Raw genomic sequence first — 25721 nt, forward strand, 5'->3', positions numbered from 1 at the left:
CAATCAATCAATTGATCAATCGAACGACCGGAAGGGGCCGAGTACATGCCGCAGAGCGTTGCCGACCGTCACGTCATCCGAACGCGCGTGGTCGAGGTCGGCGGAATTCCGACCAAGGTCCTCGTGGCGGGATCCGGGCGACCCGTCGTGTTGCTGCACGGTTCGGGCCCGGGAGTCTCGGCGCAGGCGAACTGGTCCAGCCTGATCGGGCAGCTCGCCCGCGACTTCCAGGTGATCGCACCCGATATCGCCGGCTTCGGTGACTCGATCGGGCCCGCGGGCACCACGTACGGGATCAAGCTCTGGGTACGGCAGCTCGTCGAGCTGCTCGACGCGCTCGCGCTACCCTCGGCGACATTGCTGGGCAACAGTTTCGGCGGCGGGCTGGCGTTGGCCGCCACGCTGCGGCACCCGGAGCGCGTCGACGGCTTGGTCCTGCTGGGCACCCCGGTGGGCACCTTCGAGATGACCGAGGGCCTGCGATCGGGCTGGCACTACGAACCCGACGAAGCCGAAATGCGCCGCATCCTGCGGATATTCGCGCACGATCCCGCACTGGTCACCGACGATATGGTCCGCGAGCGGTACCGGGCCAGCGCGCGTCCGGGCGCGCAGGACGCCTTCCGCCGCCTCATGCCCGAGCCCGGTCCCGAGGGCACGCCGGTCAAGGGCGTACCGGAGGAATCACTGCGCACCATCACCCAGCCGACGCTGATCCTGCACGGGCGTGAGGATCGAGTCATCCCGGTCGAACTCGCCTGGCGGGCCGCACGTCACATCCCCAACGCCGACCTGAAGGTGTTCTCCCGGTGCGGCCATTGGGTGCAGCTGGAGCGAACCGGCGAATTCCTTCGCGAGGTACGCGATTTCCTCGGCAGGCTGTCATGAGCCGATCCGGAATGGACAAGGCGCTCTACGACATCGTGGCCGCCAGGCAGGCCCGCGAGGGCTTCCTCGCGGACAGCTCCGGATTTCTCGACCGGTACCGGCTCGACCCCGACGAGCGTGCGGCCGTGGGCGGCATCGACCTGCCGGCGCTGCGCGACCACGGCGCGAATCCCATGTTGCTGTGGGGGATCTGGACGACCTTCGGCGATCGCAGCCTGTCCGGCTATCTGGCCGAACTCCAAGGCGGCCGGACGCTCTCGACCCGGAAGGACCGCAAGAATGGCTGAGCTGGTGGGCGGCTTCCTCGTGCCGCACGACCCGATGGTCCTCACCGACCCCGACGCGCCGGCGGAGTCGGTCCGCGTGCGCATCTCGCAGGCATACGACGAAGTGGCAAGGCGGGTAGCCGATCTCGACGCCACGACATTGATCGTCATCGGCACCGACCACTATCTGCTCTTCGGCCCCGGCTGCCTGCCGCAGGCGCTGATCGGCAGCGGGGATGTCGACGGACCGCTGGAACGGCTGCCGGGCATGCGCAGACGGCAGTTCCCGGACAACAAGGCCCTGGCGCGCCATCTGGTGGGCCACGGACATCGCACCGGAATCGATTGGGCGGTAGCCGATTCGCTGACCGTCGACCATTCGATCGCCATCCCGTATTTCCGGATCGGGGCCGACGCCGAGCTCCCGGTGGTGCCGATCTATCTGGCCTGCGGCGTCGAGCCGCTGCTGCCACTGCGGCGGGCCGCGCAGATCGGGCAGAACCTGAGGGCCGCCGTGGACAGCTGGGACGCGGACGAGCGGGTCGTCGTCATCGGCAGCGGCGGCATCAGCCACTGGGTCGGCACCGACGACATGGGCCGAGTGAACGAACAATTCGACCGCATGATCCTCGACCTCGTGGTCGCCGGTGATGTGGAGACCCTGGCCTCGTTCACCGATGACTACATTCTCGAGCACGGCGGCAATGGCGGCCTGGAGATCCGGAACTTCCTCGCCGCGATGACCGCGGTCGGGCCGTGCACCGGCACTGTCATCGCCTATGAGGCTGTGCCGGAATGGATTACCGGCCTCGGCTTCGCCGAACTCGTCCCGAACCCGGCCGCGGAACGGATCCCGTCATGACCACCGGCACCGCGGACGCGTGCGATCTGGGGCCGGTGGACGCGCTCGACGGCCGGGACATGGTCCGCATGACACCGGACGGATGGCCGCCGCTGCTGGTCTACCGCGTCGACGGCGAAATCTACGTGACCGCCGATACCTGCACCCACGCCACCGCCTCGCTGGCCGAAGGCGAACTGGAGGGGCACACGATCGTCTGCCCGGTGCACTGGGCCGAATTCGATATCCGCACCGGCCGGGCGCTGTGCTTTCCCGCTACCCGGGCCCTGGAGACCTATGCGGTCCGGGTCGAGGACGGCCGGATCCGCGTGCACCGGACGAGCGACAAGGGAAGTGACGAACTATGAGTCGATCGATCTCGGTCGATCCGCGTCTGTTGGACCAGGGCCGGCTGCCCCGCCACATCTTCTGGTCCGAGGAGACCTACCAGCTCGAGCTCGAGCGGATCTTCGCCCGCGCCTGGATGTTCATCGCACACGAAAGCCAACTCCCCCAGCCGGGTTCGTTCCTCACGACCAGGATCGGCGAGGACGAGGTCATCGTCGTCCGCAATCGCGACGGCCGGGTCGGGGCGTTCCTCAACAGCTGCCCGCACCGCGGAAACCGCGTCTGCTCGGCGGAAGTCGGGGTCGCCCGCGGATTCGTGTGCAACTACCACGGGTGGTCCTTCGGCCTGGACGGGTCACTGCGCGGCATGCACGAATCGGGCGCCTACGACCGCGAACCGACCTTCGACCGTTCGGCGCTGGGCCTGACTCCGGTGGCGCAGATCGACAGCTACAAGGGCTTGCTGTTCGCGACCTTCGACCCGAGCGCTCCCCCGCTCACCGAATTCCTCGGCGATTTCACGTTCTACCTGGATGTCATGCTCGACAACGACCCGGGCGGCACCGAATTCGCGGGCGGCTGCATCTCCTCGATCCTGGGCTGCAACTGGAAGATCGCCGCCGAGAACTTCGCCGGCGACGCGCTGCACGCCGGATGGACCCACGCGTCGGGGGCCGAGGCGATGCTGGGCGGGCCGGTGGCCACCCTCGGCGACGAGGCCAATGAGAGCTATCACGTCAATGTCAACGGCCACTGCTGGGAATTCAACCTCGACGGTGTCGGCAACGCCGCCACGCTCGGCGACAAACGCATCGTGAACTACCTGCGCGAGCAACGCGGCGCGTTCGAGGCCCGGCTCGGGGCGACCCGGGCGAAGATGGTGGGGTCGGTCGGCTCGGCCAATGTCTTCCCCAACTTCTCGTTCCTGCCCGGCCAGAACACCTTCCGCACCTGGCAGCCGCTCGGCCCGCACCGGACCGAGCTGCGCACCTGGGTGCTGGTGAACCGCAATGCGCCGCAAGAGGTCAAGGACGCCTGGAAGAAGGGCGCGATGCTGACCTTCTCCCCCTCCGGCGTCTTCGAAATGGACGACGGCGAGAACTGGGAAGGCTCGACGCACAGCAATCGCGGATTCGTGACCCGCCAGCAGCCGCTGCATTACGGCCTCGGCCTGGACAGCCGGGTGGATCACCCCGAACTGCCCGGCAATGTCTACCGCGGGCAGATCAACGACGCCAATCAACGCGCGTTCTACCGCCAGTGGTCGAAGATGATGACCTCGACCGGCTGGGACGAACTCCTGGACAAGAGGGCCTCGCGATGACACCGACCGCTGACCCCAGACCGGCCGAAACCGTCGACACCGGGCGCTATTTCGAAGTCGTGGCATTCGCCGCGCGGGAAGCGCGACTGCTCGACGAAGAACGCTATCCCGAATGGCTGGCCTTGTTCACCGAGGACGCGACGTACTGGGTGCCCGGCATCGAGAACCGCGGCCGCCACGACCATTCCGGCACCCACGCACCACACCGCATGGCGTACTTCGACGACACCGTCGCCGATCTCCGGCACCGGGTGGACCGATTCACCGCGCCGACGGCGTGGGCCGAGGACCCGGCGACCCGGCACCTGCATGTCATCTCCAATATCGAGGTCGAATCATGCGAGGTGCCAGGCGAACTGACCGTGCGCTCGGTCTTCGTGAACTACCGCGGCCAAGGCGGCACCGACTCGGCGATTCTGTACGGCCGGCGGATCGATCGTCTGCGACGCGTCGACGGGCGCCTGCGCATCGCGGCGCGAAAGGTCGTGCTGAGTCACGCCACCTTGCCCGCCAAGAACATCAACACCTTCTTCTGAGGACGTTTCCGATGGGACGAATGGATGGTCGGGTCGCCCTCGTCACCGGCGGCGGCGACGGCATCGGCAGGGCCGTGGTCGAACGGTACGTACACGAGGGCGCGAAAGTCGTTGTGCTGGAGCGGGACAAGCGGCTCGCCGATGCGGTGCGCGACCGGCATCTCGGCCGGGTCGCCACCGTCATCGGCGATGCGCGCGATCCTGCCACGCACGTCGCGGCCACCGAATGCGCGCTCGACATGTTCGGACGCCTGGACACCTATGTGGGAAATGTCGGGGTCTACGACTTCGGCACCAAGCTCGACGACCTGGAACTCGCGCGATTGCCCGACGACTTCCACGCGCTCTTCGCCACCAATGTGCTGGGCTACCTGCTCGGAGTCCGGGCGGCGAGCTCCGCGTTGCGCGACAACCGAGGCTCGATCATTCTCACCAGCTCCTCGAGCGGATCCTACGCCGGCGGCGGCGGTGCGCTGTATGTGGCGTCCAAGCACGCGGTGGTCGGGCTCGTGCGGCAACTGGCCTACGAATTCGCACCGGATGTGCGCGTCAACGGCATCGCCCCCGGGGCCACCCGCACCGGCCTGACCGGCGTCGGGGCCCTCGGCGGCGACCGTCGCCTGCGGGACGAGACGCGACTGCTCGACGCGATCGCGCGGACGATACCGCTGGGATTCATCAGCGAGCCGGAACACCATGCGGGTCTTTATGTTTCGCTGGCCTGCCCCGCGGACACCGGGTTCGTCACCGGCGCGGTCTTTCCCAGCGACGGCGGACTGGAGGTGCGTGGACGGCGGCCGGCCGCACGCCCGGCCCGAGAGGAGAAACCATGAGTACGAAGCCGGACAGCGTGGTCGTCGTGGGCGGTGGTCTGGCCGGGCACACCGCGGCGGTCACCCTGCGCTCCTGCGGATTCCACGGTCGGCTCACGCTGATCACGCAGGAGCCGGCCGCGCCCTATGACCGGCCGCCGCTGTCGAAGGAACTGTTGTCGGGGCAGGCGCTGACGCCGACGCTGAGCCCCGATCTCGCCGATCTCGAGGTCCAGGTTCACACCGACACCGTCGCGGTCGGTATCCGTGCCGGCGAAATCCTCACCACGGCAGGCAGATTCCCGTTCGAGGCGGCCCTGCTGGCGCCCGGGCTGAAGGCTCGGCGACTGCCGAGCGGCCCCGGCGCGGCACCCGCACGGGGCCTGCGCACCCTGGCCGATGCAGTCGGCCTGCGTACCGAGCTGGTCGCGGGCCAGCGTGTTCTGATCGTCGGCGCGGGCCTGATCGGTGCGGAGGTCGCGACAGCGGCCGCCGCCGCGGGCTGCCGAGTCTCCGTGATCGGCCCCGACCTCGGCCCCGCCCTGGCCGCGGTTCCCGACGCGGTCCTGGCGGAGATCCGGGGGTGGTACGACGAATGTGGCATCCGGCTGACGACCGGTGTGCGGGTCCTCGAAACCACCTCCACCGGAGTGCTTCTCAGCGACTCCGGCCATCGTGCCGCGGATGTGGTGATCGCCGCGATCGGCGGGTCACCGGCGACCTCCTGGCTGGACGCCTCGGTGGTCGCGCTCGATCCGGCCGGGTTCATCACCGTGGACGAACACCTGTGCACCGGCCTGCCCGGCGTCTACGCGGCCGGCGACGCGGTCGCCTGGCGCTCGTCCCGATACGGATGCGACATGCACCTCGAACACTGGCACCACGCGGCGGACTCCGCGCACGTGGCTGCTCGCAACATCCTCGGCGCCAACGAATCCTACGATCCGTTGCCCTACTTCTGGTCGCACCAGCTCGGCCACGGCCTGCACTACATCGGCCGCCACGGCCGGGCCGATGCGGTCGAGATCCGCACCGACACACGCTCCGGGCGGGCGGTGACCTGGACCCGCGGCGGGCGGCCCACGGCGATGCTGGCGATCGACGCTGCGCATCTGGCACGGCGCGCCCGCCGGGAGCTCGAGGCGGCGGATCGACCGGAAATGGGGGTGGCACGATGACATCCGGAAGTCGACGGTTCGACGCACTCCTGGCCTCGCTGCAGATCCCGGTCATGGCGGCCCCGATGTTCCTGGTCTCCGGGACCGAAATGGTGACCGCCGCAGCGCGTTCCGGGGTCGTCGGCACCTTTCCCGCCGCCAACGCGCGCACCATCGACGACCTGAGCGCCATGATCGCCGGCATCACCGAGGGCGTCGACGGAGGCGCATGGGGTGTCAATCTCATCGTGCACCGCACCTACGATCGGCTCGACACCGAACTGGCGCTGCTGCGCGAGGCCGCACCGGACCTGGTGATCACCGCGCTCGGCACCCCACAGCGCGCGCTCGAGGCCGTACATGGTTGGGGTGGTTTGATTTTCGCCGATATCAACACACCCGAACAGGCCCGGCGGGCCATTGCCGCGGGCGCTGACGGCCTCGCCGCCGTCTGCTCGGGGGCCGGCGGGCACACGGGGAGATACAGCCCGTTCGCGCTGATCGCCGCGATCCGGGAGTTCTGGGACGGACCGCTGATCGCCGGTGGCGCGGTGTCCTCGGGCGCGGGCATTCTCGCCATGCGCGTTCTGGGCGCCGACCTCGTCACCGTCGGCACCCGGCTGCTCGCGACCGCCGAGAGTCGCGCGGCCGACGGACACCGCCGGATGGTGATCGACGCGACGATTGCGGACATCACCACCTCGGACAGTGTGACCGGGGTGCCCGCGAACTGGCTCACCGAGAGCCTGCACCGCCACCGGCCGGCCGGTGGTCCGACCGGCATCGACTTCTCCGGCGTTGTCGCCGATTCCAAGGCCTGGCGGGACGTGTGGTCGGCCGGTGAGGGCGTCGGAGCGGTCCGTGCGACGGAATCGGTCGCCGAGGTCGTCTCCGCGCTCGCCGCCGAATACGATGCGGCGCTGGCATCGATCGCGCGGTGATCACCGTGCGAGAACGTCGACAAGACTCGTTACTGGAGGTTGTGGTGGCCGCTGTGACTACCGAGGAGACGGCCGGCCCGGACCGGGAGCCGTCGGCCAGCGTGGTCGAATGCCTGCGCCGGGCGATGGCCGAGTCGCCCGATCGCACAGCGATCGTGTGTGGCGACCGAACGCTGTCGTACGCGGAATTGGGCCGGGCGGCGGTGGGTTTGGCACGCCGATTGTCCGGCTCGGTCGTCGATGGGCGGCCGGTCGCGGTCCTCATGCCGAACGGGCCCGAACTGTCGGCCGCGATCTTCGCCGCCTGGCTGGCGGGCGCGCAGGTGGCGCTGATGAACCCCAATTTCACCGGCCGCGAACTGCGGCTGCTGCTCGAGCGGTCCGGTGCGAATGTCGTACTCGCCGCGGCCGGTGCCGCCGAAGTCGCCGCCGCGGCCGAGTCGCTCGGTCTCGAGCTCCTCCCGATCGGCACGGACGAACTGACCCTCGACTCGTGGTGCCACGACGAGACACTCGTCATCGCCGAAGACCAACTGCCCGCATCGGATCGCCTGGCGACCATGATGTTCACCGGCGGCACCACCGGCGTGCCCAAGGGAGTCGATCACACCCACCACACCCTGATGCTCACCGTCCGCGGCATGGAGTCCTGCTGGCCGACCCGGCACGGCGCCGAGGTGTGGCTGAACGTGGCGCCGTCGTTCCATATCTGGGGCTTGCTGATGGGCATCCTCAACCCGGTCTACGGCCACGCGACAGTGGTGATTTCTCAGGGATTCAAACCCGACGCGGTGGCCACGGCGATCCGCGATCACCGGGTCACCGTCTTCGGCGGCGGCCCGGCCGAGATCTACGCCGGTCTGCTGTCGAGCGCGCACACCACTCGCGCGAACCTTTCCAGCCTGCGTGTCTGCCCCGGCGGCGGATCGAGATTCGCTGCCGCACTGCATGATCGCTGGCTGCGCCGGACCGGCGTGGAGATTCGCGAGGCCTTCGGGATGACCGAGCTCGCGCCGATCGCCTGCAATCGGTGGGACCTGCAGCCACGACCGGGTTCGGTCGGTGTGCCCGCCGTCTCGGTCGAAGTCCGGGTGGTCGATCTGGACGATCCGGGCCGGTTCGCGGCCGTCGGCGAATCCGGTGAGATACAGGTTCGAGCGCCCCATATGACCATCGGTTACCACGACCCGGCGCACGGGGACGGGGCCTTCGTCGACGGCTGGCTCAATACCGGGGATATCGGCCATCTCGACGAGGACGGCTATCTGTTCATCGTCGATCGCAAGAAGGACATGATCATCGTCGGCGGATTCAATGTCTATCCCCGCGAAATCGACGAGACGCTGTGCGCGTATCCGGGGATCGTCGAGGCCGCCACGGTGGGCGTGCCCGACGAGAGACGGGGCGAGCGTCCGGTGTCGTTCGTCGTCACCGACCGCGGCGCGATCCTGGAGGGGGCGGCGCTGGCCGACCATTGCGCGGCGAATCTGGCACCCTACAAACAACCTCGCGACATCCGGGTGGTGGAGCATTTGCCGAAAACGGCGGCGAACAAGATCGACGTGCCGGCGCTGCGCAAGATGGCGGCCGACGGTCCGCCGGATTCGCACGGCCCGCTCGCGGGCTAAATCGCACGGCCCGCTCGCGGGCTAAGCTGACGTGTTCGACTTCGGAGGAACTACTGCGGGAGGCCCACACGTGGCTGCGGCATTGCCGGCCGAGGGGGAATCGGCCTGGGAAGACAAGCGACGGCGCATCCTCGACGGCGCCGCGACCGTCTTCTCCTCCCGCGGGTACAGCAAGGGCACCACCAAGGAGATCGCGGCTCAGCTCGACCTGAGCCAGCCCTCGATCTACCACTACGTCGGTGCGAAGGCAGACCTGTTGCGCGAGATCGCATTACAGGTGGACCGAGACATGACGACCGCGCTGCACGACGGCCTGGCGGCGGGCAGCGATCCGGTCACCCAACTGCGGGCGATCATCACTCGATTCACCTACGCGGTGATCGCGAACCATCTCACCTTCGCGGTCTATCGCAGCGAGCAGCGCTGGCTGGAGCCGGCGGTCGCCGAGGAAGTCCAGCTCCACGAGCGCGAATTCGTCGCAACCGTTCGCGATGTGGTCGAAAAGATCCAGGCCCTCGGGCAGCTGCCGGATGCGCCGTCCTCGGTCTTGACCTTCGCGATTCTGAACATGGTCAGCGAAAGCCATCGCTGGTATCACCAGGACGGCTCGCTGGACCCGGCGTCGGTGGCCGACGCCTATTGCAAACTCATCGGGCTGCCGCCGGAGAGCGCGGACTGAATATTCCGCGGAACCTGCATGCCGGCGCGTGAAATCCCAGGTCACGACCCTTCCGATCCGGACAGTGCCCAGGCGCCGATACGCCTGCCACCGCCGCGATCTCGTGGAGTGTCGGACCGACCACGGCCGCGGGACCCGGATCGTCCTGGCCGCCGGCGCCGCCAGCTCCGGCGCGGATCATGGACAGGCACAACAGGTTCGGCGGGTCGCCGACCCGCTCGCCCTCGTGGATCCGATCGTCACACCCACCGGCCACCTCCGCGCCCCACGCCTGGACACCATCGACCAACTCCCGCCGATGAATGTCCTCGGCTCCCCGCACACTCCGTATGGGAACCCGCTCGGCCATCCGACCCTCGCCGTCCCGATCGGCCTGTCCAGCGCGCGGACGCCACCGTCGATGTCCATCACGGGCAGGCATTTCGACGAATCCTCGGTCCCGCGCGCCGGTGACGCCTACCAGCGACGCACCACCCATCACCTCGACGTCCCTACCGCCCTGAGGAAATGCGGGAAATGACAACGCGGTCCGATTTCCCGCAGGAAAATGACGCAATCGATGCCCTCGCCCGCTGTGTCGGCGAGCGCGCGGAGACGCTGCACAAGGTCTCCGAAACCCGCTGCGCCGAACCCGATCACCTAACCGAAAAGCGTTGTGGCTCCGAGTGCTCGGCGGCACGGTGGATGCCGCGCAGCAGCAGGGCGGCGGCGATCACCACCACGGGCGCGGGGGTCGGCTCGACCATGTAGGCGCACACCACGGCCCAGGCCAGCACCGTCCAGGCCAGGAAGGCCGGTGGAACGATGCCCTTCCGGTTCATCCACACCACCAGCACGCCGATGAGCGCCAGCGGCAGGCCGAAGCCGGCCGGGTTCGCCCAGAAGGACATCGCCCACGTGGTGTCCTCCCACCAGTGACCCCAGAGCCGTAGCGACAGCCAGTCCCCGACGTAGGCCGAGCTGGCCAGCAGCCCGACGGTGAGGTGCCCGGCGCCGATGAACGCGAGAATTCCGCCGGCCCATCCGATCATCTGATTCCCGCCCGACCGCTGCTGCATCGCAACCTCCCAGATCTATACGGCTCCGTACAACTCGCAGCGTATCCCCATGTATACGGGGCCGTATAGATGTTTGGAGTGTGGTGCGGGCCTCATTGCGAGGCCGGTGTCGAGGGCCGATCGAGCACGATCGCCGAGGCGCGAGCACGGACCTCGTCGCGGGTGCGGCCGTTGTGGTCGGCGGCGAGGAATTGGTTTCCGATGGCCAGGCAGAACGCGAGCAGACTGCGGGCCTCGATCTCGTCGGGGTCGGAGCAGAAGGTGCCGATCATCTCGCGGGCCAGCTTCATTCGCTCGTTGTCGACCCGGCGCAGTCGCGCGGCGACGGCCTCGTCGTGGCGTGCCCAGTTGCGAACCGCGAGGTCGACACCGAGCATCCGGTCACTGGACAGGGTCAATCGCCCGGCCAGAGCCATCTTGTCGCGGGGGTCGCTCACGCGTTGCACGGCCTCGAGCACCTCGTCGACGCTCTCACGCTCCCACGTGTCCAGCATCGCGGTCAGCAACGCGTCGCGGTCGGCGAAGTACCCGTAGAACCCGCCCTTCGTCACGCCGAGCGCCTTCGCCAGCACCTCGATGCGAACCGCGTCCACACCGCTGGCGGCCAGTGTCCGCAAGCCCTGCTCGATCCACGCCTCGCGTGGTGTGCGGGCTACCGCCATGCATGACTCCTCTCACACTTCCGCATCTATACGGAACCGTATAAACGGGTTTAACCTCCATGTTATACGTCGCCGTATATCAGTCGGTGCGCCCAGGGGCGAACCGACGACCGCCGGGAAGGACACCACGATGAGACTCCCTGTCACCGAGCACACCCGCCGCCCGTGGCGAATCCACGACATCGCTCCCGACTTCGCCGTCGAGGACGTCTGGGCTTTCCATACGCCCGGCGCCGGGCCGGACGATTTCCCCGTCATGCTCGCCGCACTGCGCGCGGCGGGCGGACCTTCGGGGCAGCCACTGCTCGGCCGGTTCCTGTTCGCGGTGCGCTGGCGGCTCGGCGACCTGTTCGGCTGGGACGAGCCCGGTCAGAGCCTCGGCTCCCGGGTCAGATCGCTGCGCCGGCAACTGCCCGACGACCTCAGCGAATGCCCAGCCGGAACCCCTCCGCCGAACACACCCTTCACGGGCGTCTACGAAATCGACAACGAATGCGCCCTGGAACTGGCGAACAAGACCGTCCACACCGTCTGCCACCTCAGCTGGGTACCAATCGACAACGGCGAGTACGAGTTACGAATGGCAGCCCTCGTCAAACCCAACGGCCTGTTCGGCTACCTCTACATGGCCGCAATCAAGCCCTTCCGCTACTACCTCGTCTACCCGGGGATGACCCGCCAATGGGAACGCGCCTGGCTCAACCGCACGCATCCGCACACCGAGTCGCTCTCAGGCAGCCGAGATCGATGATCAAGTGGGCTGGTTGGCTCATCACCGCGTGCGGAGTCGGGCACACGCTCGGCGCCTTGATGCAGACGGCCCCCCCACTACGCCGGGGAATGGTTCAGCTGGCTGAACCGCCAGGACATCGCTGTGTCGCACTGACAAACGAGCGTCCCACCAGAAAAGAACGACCTCTCTCTTCGAAAGGTATTGCGCGATGCCGGTTCTCAACATCCACACCCGCCTACTGCCCGTCCCCGCCGACCGTGTGGGCGAGCTCGTCGAGACCTACGGCAGCACCGGCGATCGGATCTGGCCGGGTGCGCCCTTCCCGATCGCGCGTCTGCACGGACCACTCGGCATCGGCGCGGTCGGCGGGCACGGCGGAGGCAGCTATACGGTCGTCGGCTACCAACCCAAGCGGTGGCTGCGTTTCGAATTCGCCCCCGGTGCCCTGACCGGCTTCCACGAATTCACCATCCGGCCCCTCGATGACGACACCACCGAGCTGCGGCACACCACGGTCATCCGCCTGGCCGGAGTGGCCAAGGTGATCTGGCCCGCGATGCTGCGGTGGCTGCACGACGACTGCCTGGAATCGCTGCTGGACCGCGCCGAACTCGAGCTCACCGGCTCGATTCGCAGACCCCACCGCATCAGCCGCTACAGCCTGTGGCTGATGCGCCTCGGCGTCATGCGCGACGACACTGCAACGACCGCCAGTTGAACAGGTGCAAACCCGCCGAAACACCTCGCGACGATTCGATATACCGGCCGCCGTGACCACGTGGTTGTCACGATCACGGACTTCCTCACCGCCGAGTTCACCGCGGTCGCCTCGCGTGAATCACTCGACCGCGACACGCTGCGAACGGCGGCTGCTGCCGGACCTCAGGGCTGGACCGAGGTATTCGGGACTTCATGCCCCCAGACAGCTCAGCGCCCGCATGGCCTCACGTTCGATGCGTGAGAGGTCGCAGAGGAGGGTACCCGCCTGTGCGAGGCACTGCGCATCGCCCGATTCACCAGCCTTCGTGATCAACGCGGCGACTTCGGTCCACAGGGGGGCCGCCCCGGTGTAGAGCCCGTGGCCGATACGCAGGTGGCTGCTGTCGAGCAGTTGGGTGCATTCGGCGAGAAAGTCGCGGTAGAAGTTGCGGAACAGGGCACCGCCGGTACCGGCCCTCTCCATCAAGACAGCAGCCTGCGGTAGGTCTCGCTGCGGGTTGTCGGTCCGTTGGAGCCATGTTCGCACCGACTGGCCGGCCTTCTCGATGCCTCGGTAACCGATATCGGCGGTAGGCGGGTTGAGGAACACGTTGGCACAGGCGGTGATAGCGGGAACGATCCGGCTGCGTGGGGAAGCCAGGTTCTTCACGACGGTGAGGGTGAAGGACCGGTGCTTGGCGGTCATCGGGCCGCGCGCGGCCCTGGCCTGGGCGAGGCTGATCAGGCTGGTGGACACCTTCCCGCCCTGCTGGTCGGTGTCCACTATGTACGCGTCGTGGTCGTCGTATCCGTACATGGCGACGACATGACCACCGAAGTGCACCTTCGACCCGAAGTAGTCCAGATAGTAGCTGTCGAGCTGCAATCCGACCGGACGGCCCGCGTCGAGGGAGGCGACCACGTTCGCCCAAGCCCGTCGGGGGGACGTGGTCTCTTGGACCAGGAGCTCTGGCCCAAGTTCGGTGACCAGGTTTCTGGTGAGCTCGAAAGACTTGACCCGTCCCCCGAGGAAGGGGAAACCCATGCTCTTGTTGTCCCAGTAGACGAAGGACAGACCGGAGCCGAGGCCGAAGAGCATCGGCTCGGACAGCTCGAGTCCTTGATGCCGCAGCAGCACTCCCAGGGCTGTGGTCTCACAATGGTGCATACCGCAGGCATCAACGTCTATCACCGTGGTCATGCCATGCCTTCCTCGACTCAGACGATCAGCCGCCTCATGAGTTCTTCCAACGGCGCCTTTGCAGGCCCGACGGGACAGGACTCACGCACGCGCGCTCGCGGGTGGCGCCCGCGCTCGGCGGGGACGGCGCTGTCATCATGATGGCCCCTCCCGTAGAGGGAGAGTCCAGCGCTGTAACCCGCTGGCCCGTGTTCGGTAAGCCGATCCGCCACCGGAACACCCGACAGCGCAGGTCGGGCACCAGGTCATGGGTGTTCCGTAGAGGTGTTCCACGAACCATCTCGCTGAGCCCCGTTCGATCGGTTCACACGCAACATGGCCGAAGCCGGAGAGATACCCACCGACCTGCGCAAACGTGACATGCTGTTCGGGCTCGGCCAGCTCGATCTACGACTGGCCCGACCCCTTCGGCACGCTGTTCCTGCGAACCCTGGCCATGGTCGCCGAATTCGAGGCCAACCTCAACCACCTACGCACCCGCGAGGGCATGGCCAAAGCCCGCGCGAAAGGCCGACTCGAGGGCAAACAACCGAAACTGCCTCTCGCAGCACGGAAAACGATCCACCGCCGCTACCGCGACCCCAATGACGACGCCAGCCCGGCCGACCTCGCCGACGAATATAGCGTCAGCCGGTCCACCATCCACCGCATCATCGGCGGGGACACGCCCCGTGCACAGTCACATTCTGGCGGATCATTTCGTAATGGTGGGAGCGCCGAAGCGCTGCCAGGCTGGCCGATATCGTAATCCCTTGCCTACCAGCATATTAGAAGCCTGAACGGAGCGTCTCGGGACCCTGTTGACACCGAACCTGGCTTTCTACGATGTCACCGAAGCGATCGACCCCGCCATTACCGAGATCACCGACCCTATTTTCGGAACCACCAAGGTCTTGGCTGCGGTGGTAGCTCGTACGATTCCGGTGACCCCCGCCGAACAAATTCCGCACGGTGAAATTTCAGTCTGCGAACGAGACGAACGGCACGGTGGTAGGCGGCGAAGCGCGCGCGTAGGTGCGGGTCAGATCGCTTGCGGCGCATCATCGTTGGATGGGTGACTACGACGACGTCAACGCGCACAACGCCGCCAAGGCTCGCGCTGCGGGCAGTTGGTCCGGGGCCTTTACGTCGCCCTGTTCGCCAGAGACGCGATGTGGCTGATCCGGCGTCGAGACATGGTCTGAGCGACAAGCGAATACCGACGACCGCTCATCCGCCGGGTGAGCGGTCGTCGGCTGTCGAGCCGTGTGCTCCGCCGAGGATGCCGTGCGCGACCCGGGCGAGCCCCGCCGCGATCTGTGTGGACCCCAGGCCGCGTCTCCGCTGCTGCTGATACACCTCGGCGGCGAGCGGGGCCAAGAGCGCATCTACCAGCGAATCCGGATCGGCCACACCGGCTTCCGTCAATAACGTCCGCACGTGCACTGCCCAGAATTGATAGGCCCCGGTCCCGAAGCGCATACCCCCGACCTCCGTGCCGAGCACCAGATTGGCGTGCGCGTCCAGCAATTCGACCATGGCGGCATAGAACGCGGCCAGCCGCTTCGCGGGCGGCGCGCCCGGCCCGAGCGGCGGCGCCCCGCGCAGCAGCCGTTCCTGCAATGCCCGTTCGTGCTCGTCGAGCAGCGCGACCGCGATCGACACCACGTCCGGATATCGCCGATACAGCGTCCCGCGCCCGACCCCGGCCGCCTTGGCGATGTCGTCCATGGTGACCGTGCGCGGGTCGCGGTCGGCGAACAGTCCCGCCGCGGCGGCGAGCACCTTGACTCGATTGCGGGCCGCGTCCGCACGCTCGACCGGCGCTGCCGCGGACGCGTCGTTCAGAAGCGGCAGACGGGGAGCATTCATGCAGCTCACTGTAACCTCCGCAGAATAAGTGGACAAGTTGTCCGGTTGAGCATTACCGTGACGGCGGTAAACGGACGCAATGTCCAGTTGATGGGAGATCTGCTGATGACCGCCTTGCTGCACCTTGACGCCAGCGCCCGCCGGAACTCGATCAGCCGTGGGCTGAGCGCCGCCTTCATCGAGGCCTGGCGCGCGGAGCACCCCGACGGTACGTACGTCCACCGCGACCTGACCGCCGACCCGATCCCGTTCATCGGCGAGGGCTGGACCGAACTGTGCGACCGCGTGCTCGCGCACGGCAGCACCGACCTCGACCGCCTCGGCGAGCTGGCCGATTCGCCTGCGCAGCAACAGGCCTGGGCGATCGCGGGCCCACTGCTGGCCGAGGCGCGCGCCGCCGACGTCATCCTCATCGCCACGCCGATGTACAACTATTCGATCCCGGCGAGCCTCAAAGCCTGGCTCGACCAGATCACCTTCCCCCGAATGTCGCTGGCCCCCAAACGGTTCGTGGTCGCCACCGCACGCGGCGGAAGCTACGGCCCGGGTGCCCCCAAGGCAGGCTACGACTACCAGGAGCGCTACCTGCGCGACTTCTTCGCCGGGCATTTCGCCGTCGAGGACTCGGTCTTCATCAACGCCGAACTCGCCAACTCGCGGCAGGACCCGGCCCTGACGCACCTGCGCGACCGGCACGAGGCGTCCTACGCCGCCGCGCTCGCGATGGCCCGTCGGCTCGGAAAGGAGTACTGAAATGAACTGGCTCGTCCTGGGTTTGGCCGGGATGGTCGAGATCGCGTGGTCGCAATCGATCAAGCCGACGCAGAATTTCACCAGGCCGCTGCCCACCCTGCTCTGCTTCGTGCTGGCGGCCGTCGCGGTGTACCTGCTGTCCTACGCCATGCGATCGCTGCCGGTCGGCACCGCCTACGCGATCTTCACCGGCATCGGCGCGGTCGGCGCTATCGGCCTCGGCATTGTGGTGCAGAAGGATCCGCTGAGCGTGAGCCGGGTGCTGGCGCTGTCCATGATCATCGGCGGCATCGTGCTGGCGCGCGTGACCAATCCGGGGTGATGACGGGGCGGGCCGCCATCGTGCTCGCGCATGGACGCGCGCGGCCAAGCCCGCCAACCCGTACTCGATGAAACGGCCTCGCCACTTACACACCGTCATCGCCGACACGCCCACCTCGGTCGCAACATGGGTGTTGAACGCACCCGGCTCGGCGCAGGCCAGCACGATCCGGCACCGCAACGCATACGCCTGCGTCGACGTCGCCGACCGCACACCCCGCACCAACTCCCGACGCCGAGCCTCGGTCACAACCAAATCCGGCGCCCGACCTCGGCCGCCCTCCTCGCCGCCGCCGAATCCTGCAAATGATCAACGTATTTCAGGCGCGGAACAATAGGCCCATCCCCCGCAGTCAGCTTTCGTGTCTACTTCGCGTACGAACCCTCGGTGAGACCGTCCTCGGCCGCTGTGGTCGGCTCCGATTCGATCAGTCAAACATATTGCGGCTCAACCACTTCTACAGCGACGGTGGGTTCGTTGGCCCTGCCGTCCGGCTGTTCGACCGCGATTGTGTCCGGGTCGGCCTCTACGCTCGGTCCGGCAGGCCGGTTCGATAACTCCAACCTGCGTTGACAATTGGGAGGGACGGGCGATGAGAGACGTTCGCGGGCAGGTCACGGAATTGTTCTGCACTGCCGCCGAGTTGCACGGTTGCACCGCGCGGGTGACCGCCGACGGCGAGGTGACGGTGACCGGCCCGGCCGGCACCACGGTCTACTACCTGGAGAACTTGGTACGCGAAGTCGCTGCGGCGCCACCGCAGGACTGGGCCGCGCTGGTCTCCGACCATCTCACTACCGGGCTGAGCCACGACGAGGTCAGCGATACCGAACCGCTCGAGGCGATGGAGTTCGCCGCGGTGCAGGCACTGGTACGCACTCGGCTGTACCCCGACAGCGCCCATGATCAAGTTGCGTGCGTCTGCCGATCGCTGGCCCCTGGACTGACCCAGCGCGTGGTGCTCGACGGTGTACACACCATCTCGCCGGTCACCTACCAGCTGCTGGCGAGATGGGATGTCGATGAAGATGATTTGTTCGCGCTCGGTGAGCAGAACACACGTACCGATGGGCCGCTGGATGTCGAGCGGGCCGACTTTCCCGAGGGCGCCCCGCCCTGGTTTCTGCTCAAAGGCAACGACTACACCAGCGCGCATGCGCTGTGGCTCGGCGACTATCCCGACGTCATCGGTCGCGCTGGTGCACTATTCACCGTTCCCGCCGAACTCAGCATTTATGCCGCCCCGATCGACGGTATCGACGTGCTCGAGGCTGGGGAGATCCTGGCCTCACTGGCTGTGCACCACTTCGCGAACGATCCATGGCCGACCAGTCCGCACCTGTACCGATGGCACGGCGGCCATATCGAGCTGGTCACCTACGTCCAGCCGGCCGACGAATCTCTCGAGCTGCACCCCACCGACGAGTTCCTGACCTTGCTGAACCAGCTCGCCATCTGAATCAGGGTTACGACAATCGATTGATCCGGACCTCGTGGCCTGGGCGCAGCGCGAGCCGCTGCGTCAGAACCGCGCCCTGTAAGGGTCTGCCTGGACCATGCCACCGGTGTCACCAACGGCCAATCGGCTCGCGGGCCGATCACCGGCACCTCGGTGCCGATCCGCCGGACCGAGGAAATGCCATCGAACCGAGACCAACACAGCTGGCCACCAAGCCGACTGGGACGACCTCAGCGACCGACTGCGGCGGCTGTTCGCCTCCCTCGCGACCGATCTGCTCAACGCCGCCGGGGTCACCTCCGGCCCGATCGCGGCCTGTACCTGCTCGAGCGCGAAGTGGGTCCGCAGATCGCCCACGCCGTGCAGGAGTTGTTCGCGCATGAGCGCCGCGGCACCACCTGGCGCGCCGGCGGGCCCGAGCCTGCCGCTTTCCGCTGCGACCTCGCCGAGGTTGGATCGAGGTCGCAGAAGCAATGCGCTTCCTAACAAAGATCAGCCCAGAGTTGACGAGCGATTCAGGCGGAGTGGGGAAGGTTCCGCAAGGCCTGGATCGCCTCGTCGACGGTGATCAGCTGCCGATCCGGGTGCTCGGTCGCGTCGAGTTGGTGATCGACCCATTCCCTCAGCAGGCTGGACACGTCGGTGCCGCGCGCCTTCGCCAGTGCGGTGAGCTTGTCCTTCTGTGTTTGCGAGAATCGGACCGTGGTCGGTATCAGCCCCGCCGACTCCACTTCGACGGCGTCCGGCACGGGCAGCTCGGACACCTCGGCGGGTTCGCTGCTGCGGACCAGCCGCCCGGCCAGGAAATCGCCCATCAGGTCGGCGTCGTCGGCCTGCGCGGTCAGTTCCTCGATTCGGCGTTCGATATTCATTGCTGTGCCTCCCAAACGGTGTATTCGGCGTTCTCGTCCACCTCGAGGGGCCGAGCTGCGTAGATCAACCAATCCCGGCGATCTACTTGGATCACCACCGCGGCGACGGCGCGGCCTTCGGCCGTGCGGCTGAAGATCTGGAGCACCCGGGCGTCGACCTTCGACTCGATTCGCTGCGGCCATCGCCGCGGATACGCCAAGGCCTGCATGACCTCGGCTTTCGTGACGTCGTGCAGATACACGGTCTCGGCAACGTCGTCGCGAAAGTGATAACCCACCCCTAGAGCATACAAGCGAATACGCCCGTGCGGGACTGCTCGAGACCGGGGGCTACCTCATCGTGGGCATTCAACGATTCCCTCGACTTCCCGTGCAGTAAACAGCGCGGCCAGTCGCATGACGACACGGTGGCACACACCGGAGCGGTGTGTAAGCATCGTCGCGATGATCGAACACCGGGAAAGCCATGCGTTACAAGCGATGACAGTGTCCTTCCGCCGGGGTGTCCGTGCTGACGACGATGCGGTGGACCGGATCGATGGATCGTTCACCACCGACACCATCGTCGATGTTCGAGACACGGACGAGGGGTTCGTGCTCTGCGAGGTTGCGGTGTCTCCGCCGATCGTCAAACACTTCCCAGACGATGCGGACAACGAAGAGGGTGAACCGGTCCGATTCGTCGCCATCGATCCGCAAGGCCACATCTGCGGGTCCATCGACGTCGTCTATGTGGAATGGAACCGGCGCCTGACCATCACCGATATCAAAATCGTCCCGACCCGTCGGGGCCGGGGTCTGGGCCGCAGGCTGGTCGACCTCGCCGCCGCGCATGGGTGCGAACTGGGTGCCCGCACATTGTGGCTCGAGGTCACCAACATCAACGCGCCTGCCATCCGCGCGTACCGCCGTATGGGATTCACCTTCTGCGGGCTCGACACATCGCTGTATCGCGGGACGCCCTCCGAAGGGGAGATCGCGATCTTCATGAGCAAGGATCTGACCGGCAACGGGTCATAGACCAAAATCGGCAGCAGCGCGTATCGGCCACGAACGGAGTTGTTTGTGGCACAGAAGAAGTCGCGTCAGTTCAGCCCGGTGTTCCGAGAAGCGGCGGCACGTGAGGTGGTCGAGAAGTCTCGGCTGGTCGCTGATGTCGCGCGCGATTGTGGGGTGACCGATCAGACGATCCGGAACTGGGTGAAACAGTTCCAGCGCACGAACTCGGCAGCGGACACCGGTTTGTCGATGCCGGAACATGCCCGGTTGAAGGAATTGGAGCGCCGTGTCCGGGAATTGGAAGACGAGAACCGCTTCCTGGGAAAGGACTCAGGGCGGCTTCGCGGCCCTGAGCGGAGGCTGAAATCGTGTGCGGTTCTTGCGTTCCGGCGTGATTGCGAAGGGGCTGCTGTAGGGGTGCGTGTCACGGCCGACCCCGAACGCTTTGCGGTGCTGTGAGCCCGGTGGGAAAGGTGGTGGTGGAGGCAGGGCGGTTCTCGCCCTTCGCGGGGTCCGTGGATTGTTGCCCCGAGCATGTGTAGGAAATTCCTGTAGTCTTCCGTCTCCCCGTGATGCGCACCCTGTCAACGGATTTCACTCGAGCGGGAGAGGTGGTCGCGGTGGAGGTCGTGCATGCGCGGTGCGCGGGTATCGACTTTCGAAGAAGGACGCGAAGGTGTGCGTACGGGTGCAGGGCGCGGGCCGGGCGGGCGACGCAGACGACGGTGACGACCTGAGGTCCGACGAGCAGCCAGATCCTCGCGCTGCGCGAGCATTTGATCGCCGAGCAGGTCACCTGCGTGGTGATGGAGTCCACGGGCGATTACTGGAAGCCGTTCTACTACTGCTCGAAGACGGATTGAACGGTGCCCGCCCTGGCCGAGGCCCTGACCGGGCGTTTCACCGCTCATCACGGATATCTGGTCGGAATGAATCTGAACCTTGTCGATGCCGCCACAGCGGCGATCGCCGATCTCGACGCCAGGATCGCTCAGGCGTTGGGGCCGACGTTGACCGCCGCCGTAGAGGGCTCTCAGTGAAACAGCTGTACCTCATCCTCACCCTCGGACACCGACGATCGACCTACCCGGCACACGCCAAGATCACCGCCAAGCTCGAATCAAGCCCGAACACGGGCCGAGCGCGCTCGCGCCTGTGTCGACCCTCTGTGGTGCGGCCTGGACGTGAGCGCGCGTGCCTGGTGGTCAGCGCATGAGGCCACGCAGCAGCCGTACGTAACGGCTCCAGTGAGCCGGGCGGGTCACCGCGCCCGAACAGGCCAGTTCGGCGCGGTCCAGGCTGTCCTCCAGGCAGGCGTCATGGAGGGGGCGGAAGATGAGCGGCCAGGTGAGGCGCGCTGGGCCGCGGGCGGCCATGGCGAGGGTGTGGCGCAGTAGCGTGTGCTCCTCGTCGACGGCCAGGGCGGCGTATTCGTGGAATCCGTGGAAGCCGCGCGGCCCGCTGAAGGTGAAGCGCACCCATTGCGAGGGGACATGTGCGGCGACGGTGTAGCGGACCGGGCCGTGCCCGCCGATCGCCCCGGTTGCCAGGGGGCGGTCGAACGCCATCGACGGCCAGCTGCCCTGGGGCCATAGCTTGTCGTCACTGCTCGCCAGGGTGTCTATCAGCGCTCCCACCTCGCTTCGCTTCGCGGCCAGCAGGCGCTCGTGCACGTTGTAGACGCCCATGCGTCCTCCTCCGGTTCTTTTTAGAGGGTTATCTCTAATATTGTGGAGATTACTCTCTAGTTCATGGCAAGACCACCCCGCTTCGATGTGAAGCAGCTCCTCGACGCCGCCGTGCGACTGGCCGCCGCAGGGGGCCCGGCCGCGGTGACGATGTCCGCGGTCGCCATGGAGGTGGGCGCCCCGAGCGGTTCGGTGTACCACCGGTTCGCCGGACGGGTCGCGCTGCTCGCCGAGGTGTGGCTGCGGACGGTCGAGAGCTTCCAGGAGGGCTACTTCAAGGCCCTCGAAGCAGGCGTCGACGCGCGGCAGGCGGGGTGTGCGGCGGCACGCCATGTCGTCGCCTGGAGTCGCGCCCACCCGGAGGAGGCCGCTCTCCTCCTCTACGGCGCCGAGGACTTCGGGCGCGCCGACTGGCCCGAGGAACACCTCCAGCGGGCGGACCGCGGCAACCAGCGCGTGCGCGCCTCCCTCGACTCCCTCGCCACTGCCCTGGGCGCCGAAGGCCAGCAGGCCACCGAGCGAGTCGCGCTCGCCGTGATCGACCTGCCCCTCTCACTGGTCCGCCGCCACCTCCGGGCTGGCGACCCCCTCCCCGCCCACGCCGAGGACCTCGCCGAGGAGTGCACCGCCGCACTGCTCGGCTCGCTTCCTGCGGCGTCGGCGTCTGCGCCAACGGCTCCAACCGCAGGCCGAAGAACTGCCCCATGGCCATCGAGCGGGGCAGAGTCGCGTGACGACTGAGCACGTTCATCCGTACTGAGCACTTCACGACACCGCGAGGCACGGCGCTACCGCGAGAACGGCCAGCGCCCACAACTCGTCCGGCACCAGCCGGCGCGACAACTCATCGACCACGGCCGGACATCATGCCGCGCAACCGAATACGACACGCGGCAAACGAATCACGACGACGTGAGACACGGTCTTAGGCGCATTGGGGATGTCGGAATTCGGCTCTGAAGCCACGGCGATCATGTCCTCGTCCAAGGGCAGCCTGTTATCGGGCCATATGTCGATCCATCCTGGCTTGAACGGAACGAAGGACTGCAACCAGATCCTGCCCACCGGCTTCACCGCAGGCAGCCCCCGAGAAGCCCTCGATTGCGCCTACGACCTCTACCTCGGGCACTGACCCCCGAGGGACTTACGGGCAGCACCCTTTCAGTCGGCGCGGCGGTCGCGCGATCAGAAGCGGTAGCGCAGGATTCGATTGCCCTGTCTGGAGATCCAGGTATTGTGCGCGCACAGGCGAGTGAAGGCGCGCAAGGGTTGCGGGTACTTCGCAATGTCGGGTGAATTCACCAGGAGCAGTTCTTCGGTGAGGGTGAGGCGGGCGCCCCAGGATTCCGGCTCATGGGGATCATCGATACCGCCGCCGGACGAGCGGGCGCCCAATGCTTTGAACGTGGGGCTGAAATTGCCGAGCTTCAGCACCAGTCGGGTGTAGGCGTTGAAGGCGAACTCGCCGTGGGCGAAATGCGCGGTGAGCGCCCGCGACAGATCTCGATACTCCTCGCCGGAGAGGAAGGCCATCAAACCGTCGGCCACGATCATGGTGGGCCTGTCGGCGGGAATGGCGTGCATCCAGTCCGGTGCGGTCAGATCGGCCGGGATGGTGTGGGACGCCGCGGGCAGGAAGCGCTCACGGATGGCGATGACCTCGGGAAAGTCGATGTCGTACCAGTCGACCCCTGCGGGCGGGTCGCAGCGTAGCACCCGTGGATCCACTCCACAGCCGAGGTCGAGCACCACGGCGTCCGGGTGCTGAGCGAGGTAGGAGCGGACCAGCTCGTCGAGAGTTCTGGTGCGGCAAGCCAGATCGAGCACCAGACTGCCGCTCACCTGCTGGCGACCGAAGTCGTAGTCGATGTTCTCGGCGATCTCCGCGGACACGGTGTCGCCGAGGATCGGATTGCGCGCCGCACAGTCCAGTGCTCGCAAGTACAGGGTCAGGAACAGTGACTCCTGCGCCGGGGTGAGGCTGCTGAACGTTGTTTCCATAACCGAACGCTATGTTGCGTTTCCGCAGGCGGCAATAGAAAACCGCCAGTACCGAGCATGTTCGTTGCAACGATAATGAGTGGAAAGAAGCAGTGTGCCGCGTTGCGTCGAGCCGAAAGAGGTGTGGCTGTGAGGAAAGGCCGTCTCACATCGCACGACCGCCAGGAGATCGCCGCGGGACTGTCCGCCGGCCTGGGGTACGCGGAGATCGCGCGGCGACTACAGCGCCCGACCTCCACGGTCAGCCGAGAGGTGAACCGCAATGGCGGACACAATCGGTACCGCCCCGACGTGGCGAGTCGAGCGGCGACGCTGCGAGCCAAGAGGCGACGGGAAACGATGCCGGACTACCCGCCACCAGATTCCGACGCCCACCGTTATGGACGAGATCCGGCGGCGGTGAGCGAATTCCAGGACCGGTTCGCCGCCATGATGTTGGAGACCGGCTTCCCGCGCATGATGGCACGGGTGTTGATCTGTTTGTACACCAGCGATGCCGACGACCTCACCGCCGCCGAACTCGCCCACCGCCTGCGGGTCAGCCCCGCGTCGATCTCCAAGGCGATCGGGCATCTCGAACGACTGGGCTTTGTCCGCCGCCGACGCGGGGACCGGCCTCGGCGCGAGCGATACAGCATCGACGCCGACGTGTGGGACATTGTCTGGCGCAAACAGGCTGAGTCCCTGGCCATCTGGGCGGGTATTGTCCGGGCGGGCGCCGAGGTCTATCGCCCGGACACTCCAACCGGAGTACGCCTGCAACTGATGAGCCGATTCCTCGAGTTCCACCACCGGGAAATGATCGAGGCCACCGAGCGCTGGAGACGGCCCTCCAAGTAGCAGACCGGTGCTCGAGGTACTTCCGTGTGTAGTCCAGGGCCGGAGCTTTCGATACGCACCCTCCGGATCCGCTGCTCAGGAACTTCGCTTGCTCTTGACGTTCATGGTCTCCCCGTGCCGCCCATGGACGGCGAAAACGATCTTGACGCACGAATTGTGAACTGCCACAAAGACTCTGTACAAGCAACACGACACCGAAACCCGTGGTCCAGATGGTGAGTGCGCTCGGACGCACCACACCGCCGGCGAAGACGACCGCATCCGGCCGGACCTCGGTCACCGTGCTGTCCTCGACCACCGTGACATCGTGGCGGGACAGCCACTTCACGACCTAGCGGCGACCCGGTGCACTCAGTGACGGCATCAGGTCTCCATCGCACACCAGCGTGACCGCATGTCCTTGCTCGGCCAGTTCAGCGGCTGTCTCGATGTGGGCGCGGCGGGTGGTGGCAGCGGCGTCTTCATGCGGGCAGAGGTTTGCGGCCGGTAATGATCAGAATCAGGTCTTTGGCCGGCAGCTTCACCTCGCGGCCCTCTCCGATGGCGACATCGGCGTCGGAAGCCACCAGACGCGTACCGCCAAGATTGACGCCGAAGTACTCGAGATTGCGCGCTGCGGCATTACTGAGGACGAGGGCTACCCGGTCCGGTGGCGGCGCGGGGAGCCCCAACGGTTCGGTGATGTCGAGGCCGTGGATCACATCATGGCTGAGCGCGCCGGCGACGCCACCACCGGGCGGGCGCCACGGGTGGTTGATGTTGGCGCTGAAGACATTGAGCAGGTCGGCATCGGTCATGGCTTGTGTGTCCTGATGTGCCGCACGGTCGGCGTAGCGATCGAAGGAGAATCTCGCCCGCACCAGGCCGACCAGCATCGGTAGCGGCTTGGTCCGGTAGGGCATCGTCATATGGGCGACGACTTCTCGCACGCGCCATCCCCGGCACAGCGAATCGGCTCCCCACTGGTCAGGCGTCAGGTCGGCGAGCAGGGCTGCTATGCGCTCGCGTTCAGCGAACGTCTCGGTCTCGATGTCGTCGTGTGGGCGGGGTGTGGGCATCGAAGGGGTTCCTTTCGATCGGTTCGTGCCTTGCACCCACTTGTACGACGGCCGCCACCGGAACTCATCGGTCAGCCGAGAAATTGTCCACACGGTCGGGAAGCC

The 25721-nt window shown here is 66.8% G+C and carries 32 protein-coding genes and 2 pseudogenes; 24 read left to right on the forward strand and 10 right to left on the reverse strand.

The annotated features are described in order from the left end of the window. The first annotated feature begins 45 nt into the window (after positions 1 to 45). The 12 genes from ABZ909_RS07220 (at position 46) to ABZ909_RS07275 (ending at position 9940) form a co-directional block, all read left to right on the forward strand. A complete protein-coding gene (locus ABZ909_RS07220; RefSeq protein ID WP_356996814.1) occupies positions 46 to 888 on the forward strand; it encodes an alpha/beta hydrolase in 843 nt (280 codons plus the stop codon). Continuing rightward, a complete protein-coding gene (locus ABZ909_RS07225) occupies positions 885 to 1175 on the forward strand; it encodes a hypothetical protein (RefSeq protein WP_356996815.1) in 291 nt (96 codons plus the stop codon). Before ABZ909_RS07220 ends, ABZ909_RS07225 begins: the two co-directional genes overlap by 4 nt. Then, positions 1168 to 2016: a hypothetical protein gene (locus tag ABZ909_RS07230; protein ID WP_356996816.1), complete on the forward strand. Its 849-nt coding sequence runs from the start codon at positions 1168 to 1170 to the stop codon at positions 2014 to 2016. Before ABZ909_RS07225 ends, ABZ909_RS07230 begins: the two co-directional genes overlap by 8 nt. Continuing rightward, positions 2013 to 2363, forward strand: coding sequence for a non-heme iron oxygenase ferredoxin subunit (locus ABZ909_RS07235; RefSeq protein WP_356996817.1), 351 nt, complete (start codon positions 2013 to 2015; stop codon positions 2361 to 2363). Before ABZ909_RS07230 ends, ABZ909_RS07235 begins: the two co-directional genes overlap by 4 nt. Continuing rightward, positions 2360 to 3667 carry an SRPBCC family protein gene (locus ABZ909_RS07240; protein WP_356996818.1) on the forward strand — a complete coding sequence of 436 codons (1308 nt, stop codon included), beginning with the start codon at positions 2360 to 2362 and terminating at the stop codon, positions 3665 to 3667. Before ABZ909_RS07235 ends, ABZ909_RS07240 begins: the two co-directional genes overlap by 4 nt. Next, a complete protein-coding gene (locus tag ABZ909_RS07245) occupies positions 3664 to 4203 on the forward strand; it encodes a 3-phenylpropionate/cinnamic acid dioxygenase subunit beta (protein ID WP_356996819.1) in 540 nt (179 codons plus the stop codon). The genes ABZ909_RS07240 and ABZ909_RS07245 overlap by 4 nt, the downstream gene beginning before the upstream one ends. 11 nt (positions 4204 to 4214) lie before the next feature. After that, positions 4215 to 5036 carry an SDR family NAD(P)-dependent oxidoreductase gene (locus ABZ909_RS07250; protein WP_356996820.1) on the forward strand — a complete coding sequence of 274 codons (822 nt, stop codon included), beginning with the start codon at positions 4215 to 4217 and terminating at the stop codon, positions 5034 to 5036. Further along, entirely contained in the window at positions 5033 to 6193 is a 1161-nt protein-coding gene (locus ABZ909_RS07255) for an FAD-dependent oxidoreductase (RefSeq protein WP_356996821.1), read from the forward strand. The genes ABZ909_RS07250 and ABZ909_RS07255 overlap by 4 nt, the downstream gene beginning before the upstream one ends. After that, positions 6190 to 7113 (forward strand): nitronate monooxygenase, encoded by a 924-nt coding sequence (locus tag ABZ909_RS07260; RefSeq protein ID WP_356996822.1) that lies wholly within the window; start codon positions 6190 to 6192, stop codon positions 7111 to 7113. Before ABZ909_RS07255 ends, ABZ909_RS07260 begins: the two co-directional genes overlap by 4 nt. A gap of 44 nt (positions 7114 to 7157) precedes the next feature. Then, complete coding sequence (locus ABZ909_RS07265) at positions 7158 to 8741, forward strand: AMP-binding protein (protein WP_356996823.1); 1584 nt, start codon at positions 7158 to 7160, stop codon at positions 8739 to 8741. A gap of 70 nt (positions 8742 to 8811) precedes the next feature. Further along, positions 8812 to 9420 carry a TetR/AcrR family transcriptional regulator gene (locus ABZ909_RS07270; protein ID WP_356996824.1) on the forward strand — a complete coding sequence of 203 codons (609 nt, stop codon included), beginning with the start codon at positions 8812 to 8814 and terminating at the stop codon, positions 9418 to 9420. A gap of 64 nt (positions 9421 to 9484) precedes the next feature. Beyond that, positions 9485 to 9940, forward strand: coding sequence for a hypothetical protein (locus ABZ909_RS07275; protein WP_356996825.1), 456 nt, complete (start codon positions 9485 to 9487; stop codon positions 9938 to 9940). A 115-nt stretch (positions 9941 to 10055) separates the two neighbouring features. On the opposite strand, the gene ABZ909_RS07280 is transcribed toward ABZ909_RS07275, so the two are convergent. Both ABZ909_RS07280 and ABZ909_RS07285 read right to left on the reverse strand, forming a co-directional pair. Beyond that, entirely contained in the window at positions 10056 to 10478 is a 423-nt protein-coding gene (locus ABZ909_RS07280; RefSeq protein ID WP_356996826.1) for a DUF6463 family protein, read from the reverse strand. A gap of 92 nt (positions 10479 to 10570) precedes the next feature. Further along, a complete protein-coding gene (locus tag ABZ909_RS07285; protein ID WP_356996827.1) occupies positions 10571 to 11140 on the reverse strand; it encodes a TetR/AcrR family transcriptional regulator in 570 nt (189 codons plus the stop codon). 130 nt (positions 11141 to 11270) lie between these two features. Here ABZ909_RS07285 and ABZ909_RS07290 point away from each other — a divergent pair, with 130 nt between their 5' ends. Both ABZ909_RS07290 and ABZ909_RS07295 read left to right on the forward strand, forming a co-directional pair. Then, positions 11271 to 11891, forward strand: a complete 621-nt coding sequence (locus tag ABZ909_RS07290; protein WP_356996828.1) for a DUF2867 domain-containing protein — start codon at positions 11271 to 11273, stop codon at positions 11889 to 11891. Positions 11892 to 12081: 190 nt separating this feature from the next. Next, the gene (locus ABZ909_RS07295; RefSeq protein ID WP_356996829.1) at positions 12082 to 12591 is read left to right on the forward strand and encodes an SRPBCC family protein; all 510 of its coding nucleotides are present in this window, start codon (positions 12082 to 12084) and stop codon (positions 12589 to 12591) included. Positions 12592 to 12783: 192 nt separating this feature from the next. Here ABZ909_RS07295 and ABZ909_RS07300 read toward each other — a convergent pair whose 3' ends face one another. Beyond that, complete coding sequence (locus ABZ909_RS07300; protein ID WP_356996830.1) at positions 12784 to 13773, reverse strand: BtrH N-terminal domain-containing protein; 990 nt, start codon at positions 13771 to 13773, stop codon at positions 12784 to 12786. Positions 13774 to 14128: 355 nt separating this feature from the next. On the opposite strand from ABZ909_RS07300, the gene ABZ909_RS07305 reads away from it, so the two are divergent. After that, the gene (locus tag ABZ909_RS07305) at positions 14129 to 14521 is read left to right on the forward strand and encodes a recombinase family protein (protein ID WP_356996831.1); all 393 of its coding nucleotides are present in this window, start codon (positions 14129 to 14131) and stop codon (positions 14519 to 14521) included. A gap of 461 nt (positions 14522 to 14982) precedes the next feature. On the opposite strand, the gene ABZ909_RS07310 is transcribed toward ABZ909_RS07305, so the two are convergent. Then, positions 14983 to 15624 (reverse strand): helix-turn-helix domain-containing protein, encoded by a 642-nt coding sequence (locus ABZ909_RS07310; protein WP_356996832.1) that lies wholly within the window; start codon positions 15622 to 15624, stop codon positions 14983 to 14985. Between the two features lie 90 nt (positions 15625 to 15714). On the opposite strand from ABZ909_RS07310, the gene ABZ909_RS07315 reads away from it, so the two are divergent. Beyond that, entirely contained in the window at positions 15715 to 16377 is a 663-nt protein-coding gene (locus tag ABZ909_RS07315) for an NAD(P)H-dependent oxidoreductase (RefSeq protein ID WP_356996833.1), read from the forward strand. Between the two features lies 1 nt (position 16378). Further along, entirely contained in the window at positions 16379 to 16699 is a 321-nt protein-coding gene (locus tag ABZ909_RS07320) for a multidrug efflux SMR transporter (protein ID WP_356996834.1), read from the forward strand. A gap of 57 nt (positions 16700 to 16756) precedes the next feature. On the opposite strand, the pseudogene ABZ909_RS07325 reads toward ABZ909_RS07320, so the two are convergent. Continuing rightward, positions 16757 to 16948, reverse strand: a pseudogene (locus ABZ909_RS07325) (helix-turn-helix domain-containing protein); the annotation flags it as partial. A gap of 343 nt (positions 16949 to 17291) precedes the next feature. On the opposite strand from ABZ909_RS07325, the gene ABZ909_RS07330 reads away from it, so the two are divergent. Then, positions 17292 to 18158: a hypothetical protein gene (locus ABZ909_RS07330; RefSeq protein WP_356996835.1), complete on the forward strand. Its 867-nt coding sequence runs from the start codon at positions 17292 to 17294 to the stop codon at positions 18156 to 18158. Between the two features lie 271 nt (positions 18159 to 18429). Beyond that, positions 18430 to 18644: pseudogene (locus tag ABZ909_RS07335) on the forward strand (hypothetical protein); the annotation flags it as partial. A 29-nt stretch (positions 18645 to 18673) separates the two neighbouring features. On the opposite strand, the gene ABZ909_RS07340 reads toward ABZ909_RS07335, so the two are convergent. Together ABZ909_RS07340 and ABZ909_RS07345 are read right to left on the reverse strand one after the other, a co-directional pair. Beyond that, positions 18674 to 19030: a regulator gene (locus ABZ909_RS07340; protein WP_356996836.1), complete on the reverse strand. Its 357-nt coding sequence runs from the start codon at positions 19028 to 19030 to the stop codon at positions 18674 to 18676. Further along, a complete protein-coding gene (locus ABZ909_RS07345) occupies positions 19027 to 19308 on the reverse strand; it encodes a hypothetical protein (RefSeq protein ID WP_356996837.1) in 282 nt (93 codons plus the stop codon). Before ABZ909_RS07345 ends, ABZ909_RS07340 begins: the two co-directional genes overlap by 4 nt. Before the next feature lie 166 nt (positions 19309 to 19474). On the opposite strand from ABZ909_RS07345, the gene ABZ909_RS07350 reads away from it, so the two are divergent. From ABZ909_RS07350 to ABZ909_RS07360, 3 genes are all read left to right on the forward strand, one after another. Next, a complete protein-coding gene (locus tag ABZ909_RS07350) occupies positions 19475 to 20050 on the forward strand; it encodes a GNAT family N-acetyltransferase (RefSeq protein WP_356996838.1) in 576 nt (191 codons plus the stop codon). A gap of 45 nt (positions 20051 to 20095) precedes the next feature. Next, entirely contained in the window at positions 20096 to 20488 is a 393-nt protein-coding gene (locus ABZ909_RS07355; protein ID WP_356996839.1) for a transposase, read from the forward strand. A 407-nt stretch (positions 20489 to 20895) separates the two neighbouring features. Further along, positions 20896 to 21069: a hypothetical protein gene (locus ABZ909_RS07360; protein WP_356996840.1), complete on the forward strand. Its 174-nt coding sequence runs from the start codon at positions 20896 to 20898 to the stop codon at positions 21067 to 21069. 165 nt (positions 21070 to 21234) lie between these two features. Here the strand turns inward: ABZ909_RS07360 and ABZ909_RS07365 are convergent, their stop codons facing one another. Further along, positions 21235 to 21717 (reverse strand): SRPBCC family protein, encoded by a 483-nt coding sequence (locus ABZ909_RS07365; protein WP_356996841.1) that lies wholly within the window; start codon positions 21715 to 21717, stop codon positions 21235 to 21237. Between the two features lie 63 nt (positions 21718 to 21780). Between ABZ909_RS07365 and ABZ909_RS07370 the strand changes: the two genes are divergently transcribed. Next, positions 21781 to 22458, forward strand: a complete 678-nt coding sequence (locus ABZ909_RS07370) for a helix-turn-helix domain-containing protein (RefSeq protein ID WP_356996842.1) — start codon at positions 21781 to 21783, stop codon at positions 22456 to 22458. 444 nt (positions 22459 to 22902) lie between these two features. Here ABZ909_RS07370 and ABZ909_RS07375 read toward each other — a convergent pair whose 3' ends face one another. Further along, entirely contained in the window at positions 22903 to 23718 is an 816-nt protein-coding gene (locus ABZ909_RS07375; RefSeq protein ID WP_356996843.1) for a class I SAM-dependent methyltransferase, read from the reverse strand. Positions 23719 to 23847: 129 nt separating this feature from the next. Here ABZ909_RS07375 and ABZ909_RS07380 point away from each other — a divergent pair, with 129 nt between their 5' ends. Then, positions 23848 to 24558 (forward strand): helix-turn-helix domain-containing protein, encoded by a 711-nt coding sequence (locus ABZ909_RS07380; protein WP_356996844.1) that lies wholly within the window; start codon positions 23848 to 23850, stop codon positions 24556 to 24558. Positions 24559 to 25019: 461 nt separating this feature from the next. On the opposite strand, the gene ABZ909_RS07385 is transcribed toward ABZ909_RS07380, so the two are convergent. Next, complete coding sequence (locus tag ABZ909_RS07385) at positions 25020 to 25616, reverse strand: maleylpyruvate isomerase family mycothiol-dependent enzyme (RefSeq protein WP_356996845.1); 597 nt, start codon at positions 25614 to 25616, stop codon at positions 25020 to 25022. Positions 25617 to 25721 lie beyond the last annotated feature (105 nt).

The organism is Nocardia sp. NPDC046763 (assembly GCF_040645495.1).
Taxonomy (GTDB): Bacteria; Actinomycetota; Actinomycetes; order Mycobacteriales; family Mycobacteriaceae; genus Nocardia.

Bases quoted from the DNA above. Each gene is read 5' to 3' on its own strand.
- ABZ909_RS07235 (WP_356996817.1), top strand. From the start codon at position 2,013: ATGACCACCGGCACCGCGGACGCGTGCGATCTGGGGCCGGTGGACGCG.
- ABZ909_RS07370 (WP_356996842.1), top strand. From the start codon at position 21,781: ATGGCAAGACCACCCCGCTTCGATGTGAAGCAGCTCCTCGACGCCGCC.
- ABZ909_RS07260 (WP_356996822.1), top strand. From the start codon at position 6,190: ATGACATCCGGAAGTCGACGGTTCGACGCACTCCTGGCCTCGCTGCAG.
- ABZ909_RS07245 (WP_356996819.1), top strand. From the start codon at position 3,664: ATGACACCGACCGCTGACCCCAGACCGGCCGAAACCGTCGACACCGGG.
- ABZ909_RS07340 (WP_356996836.1), bottom strand. From the start codon at position 19,030: ATGAATATCGAACGCCGAATCGAGGAACTGACCGCGCAGGCCGACGAC.
- ABZ909_RS07320 (WP_356996834.1), top strand. From the start codon at position 16,379: ATGAACTGGCTCGTCCTGGGTTTGGCCGGGATGGTCGAGATCGCGTGG.
- ABZ909_RS07330 (WP_356996835.1), top strand. From the start codon at position 17,292: ATGAGAGACGTTCGCGGGCAGGTCACGGAATTGTTCTGCACTGCCGCC.
- ABZ909_RS07220 (WP_356996814.1), top strand. From the start codon at position 46: ATGCCGCAGAGCGTTGCCGACCGTCACGTCATCCGAACGCGCGTGGTC.
- ABZ909_RS07310 (WP_356996832.1), bottom strand. From the start codon at position 15,624: ATGAATGCTCCCCGTCTGCCGCTTCTGAACGACGCGTCCGCGGCAGCG.
- ABZ909_RS07225 (WP_356996815.1), top strand. From the start codon at position 885: ATGAGCCGATCCGGAATGGACAAGGCGCTCTACGACATCGTGGCCGCC.
- ABZ909_RS07285 (WP_356996827.1), bottom strand. From the start codon at position 11,140: ATGGCGGTAGCCCGCACACCACGCGAGGCGTGGATCGAGCAGGGCTTG.
- ABZ909_RS07365 (WP_356996841.1), bottom strand. From the start codon at position 21,717: ATGGGCGTCTACAACGTGCACGAGCGCCTGCTGGCCGCGAAGCGAAGC.
- ABZ909_RS07240 (WP_356996818.1), top strand. From the start codon at position 2,360: ATGAGTCGATCGATCTCGGTCGATCCGCGTCTGTTGGACCAGGGCCGG.
- ABZ909_RS07350 (WP_356996838.1), top strand. From the start codon at position 19,475: ATGATCGAACACCGGGAAAGCCATGCGTTACAAGCGATGACAGTGTCC.
- ABZ909_RS07300 (WP_356996830.1), bottom strand. From the start codon at position 13,773: ATGACCACGGTGATAGACGTTGATGCCTGCGGTATGCACCATTGTGAG.
- ABZ909_RS07230 (WP_356996816.1), top strand. From the start codon at position 1,168: ATGGCTGAGCTGGTGGGCGGCTTCCTCGTGCCGCACGACCCGATGGTC.
- ABZ909_RS07295 (WP_356996829.1), top strand. From the start codon at position 12,082: ATGCCGGTTCTCAACATCCACACCCGCCTACTGCCCGTCCCCGCCGAC.
- ABZ909_RS07315 (WP_356996833.1), top strand. From the start codon at position 15,715: ATGGGAGATCTGCTGATGACCGCCTTGCTGCACCTTGACGCCAGCGCC.
- ABZ909_RS07280 (WP_356996826.1), bottom strand. From the start codon at position 10,478: ATGCAGCAGCGGTCGGGCGGGAATCAGATGATCGGATGGGCCGGCGGA.
- ABZ909_RS07375 (WP_356996843.1), bottom strand. From the start codon at position 23,718: ATGGAAACAACGTTCAGCAGCCTCACCCCGGCGCAGGAGTCACTGTTC.
- ABZ909_RS07255 (WP_356996821.1), top strand. From the start codon at position 5,033: ATGAGTACGAAGCCGGACAGCGTGGTCGTCGTGGGCGGTGGTCTGGCC.
- ABZ909_RS07250 (WP_356996820.1), top strand. From the start codon at position 4,215: ATGGGACGAATGGATGGTCGGGTCGCCCTCGTCACCGGCGGCGGCGAC.
- ABZ909_RS07385 (WP_356996845.1), bottom strand. From the start codon at position 25,616: ATGCCCACACCCCGCCCACACGACGACATCGAGACCGAGACGTTCGCT.
- ABZ909_RS07290 (WP_356996828.1), top strand. From the start codon at position 11,271: ATGAGACTCCCTGTCACCGAGCACACCCGCCGCCCGTGGCGAATCCAC.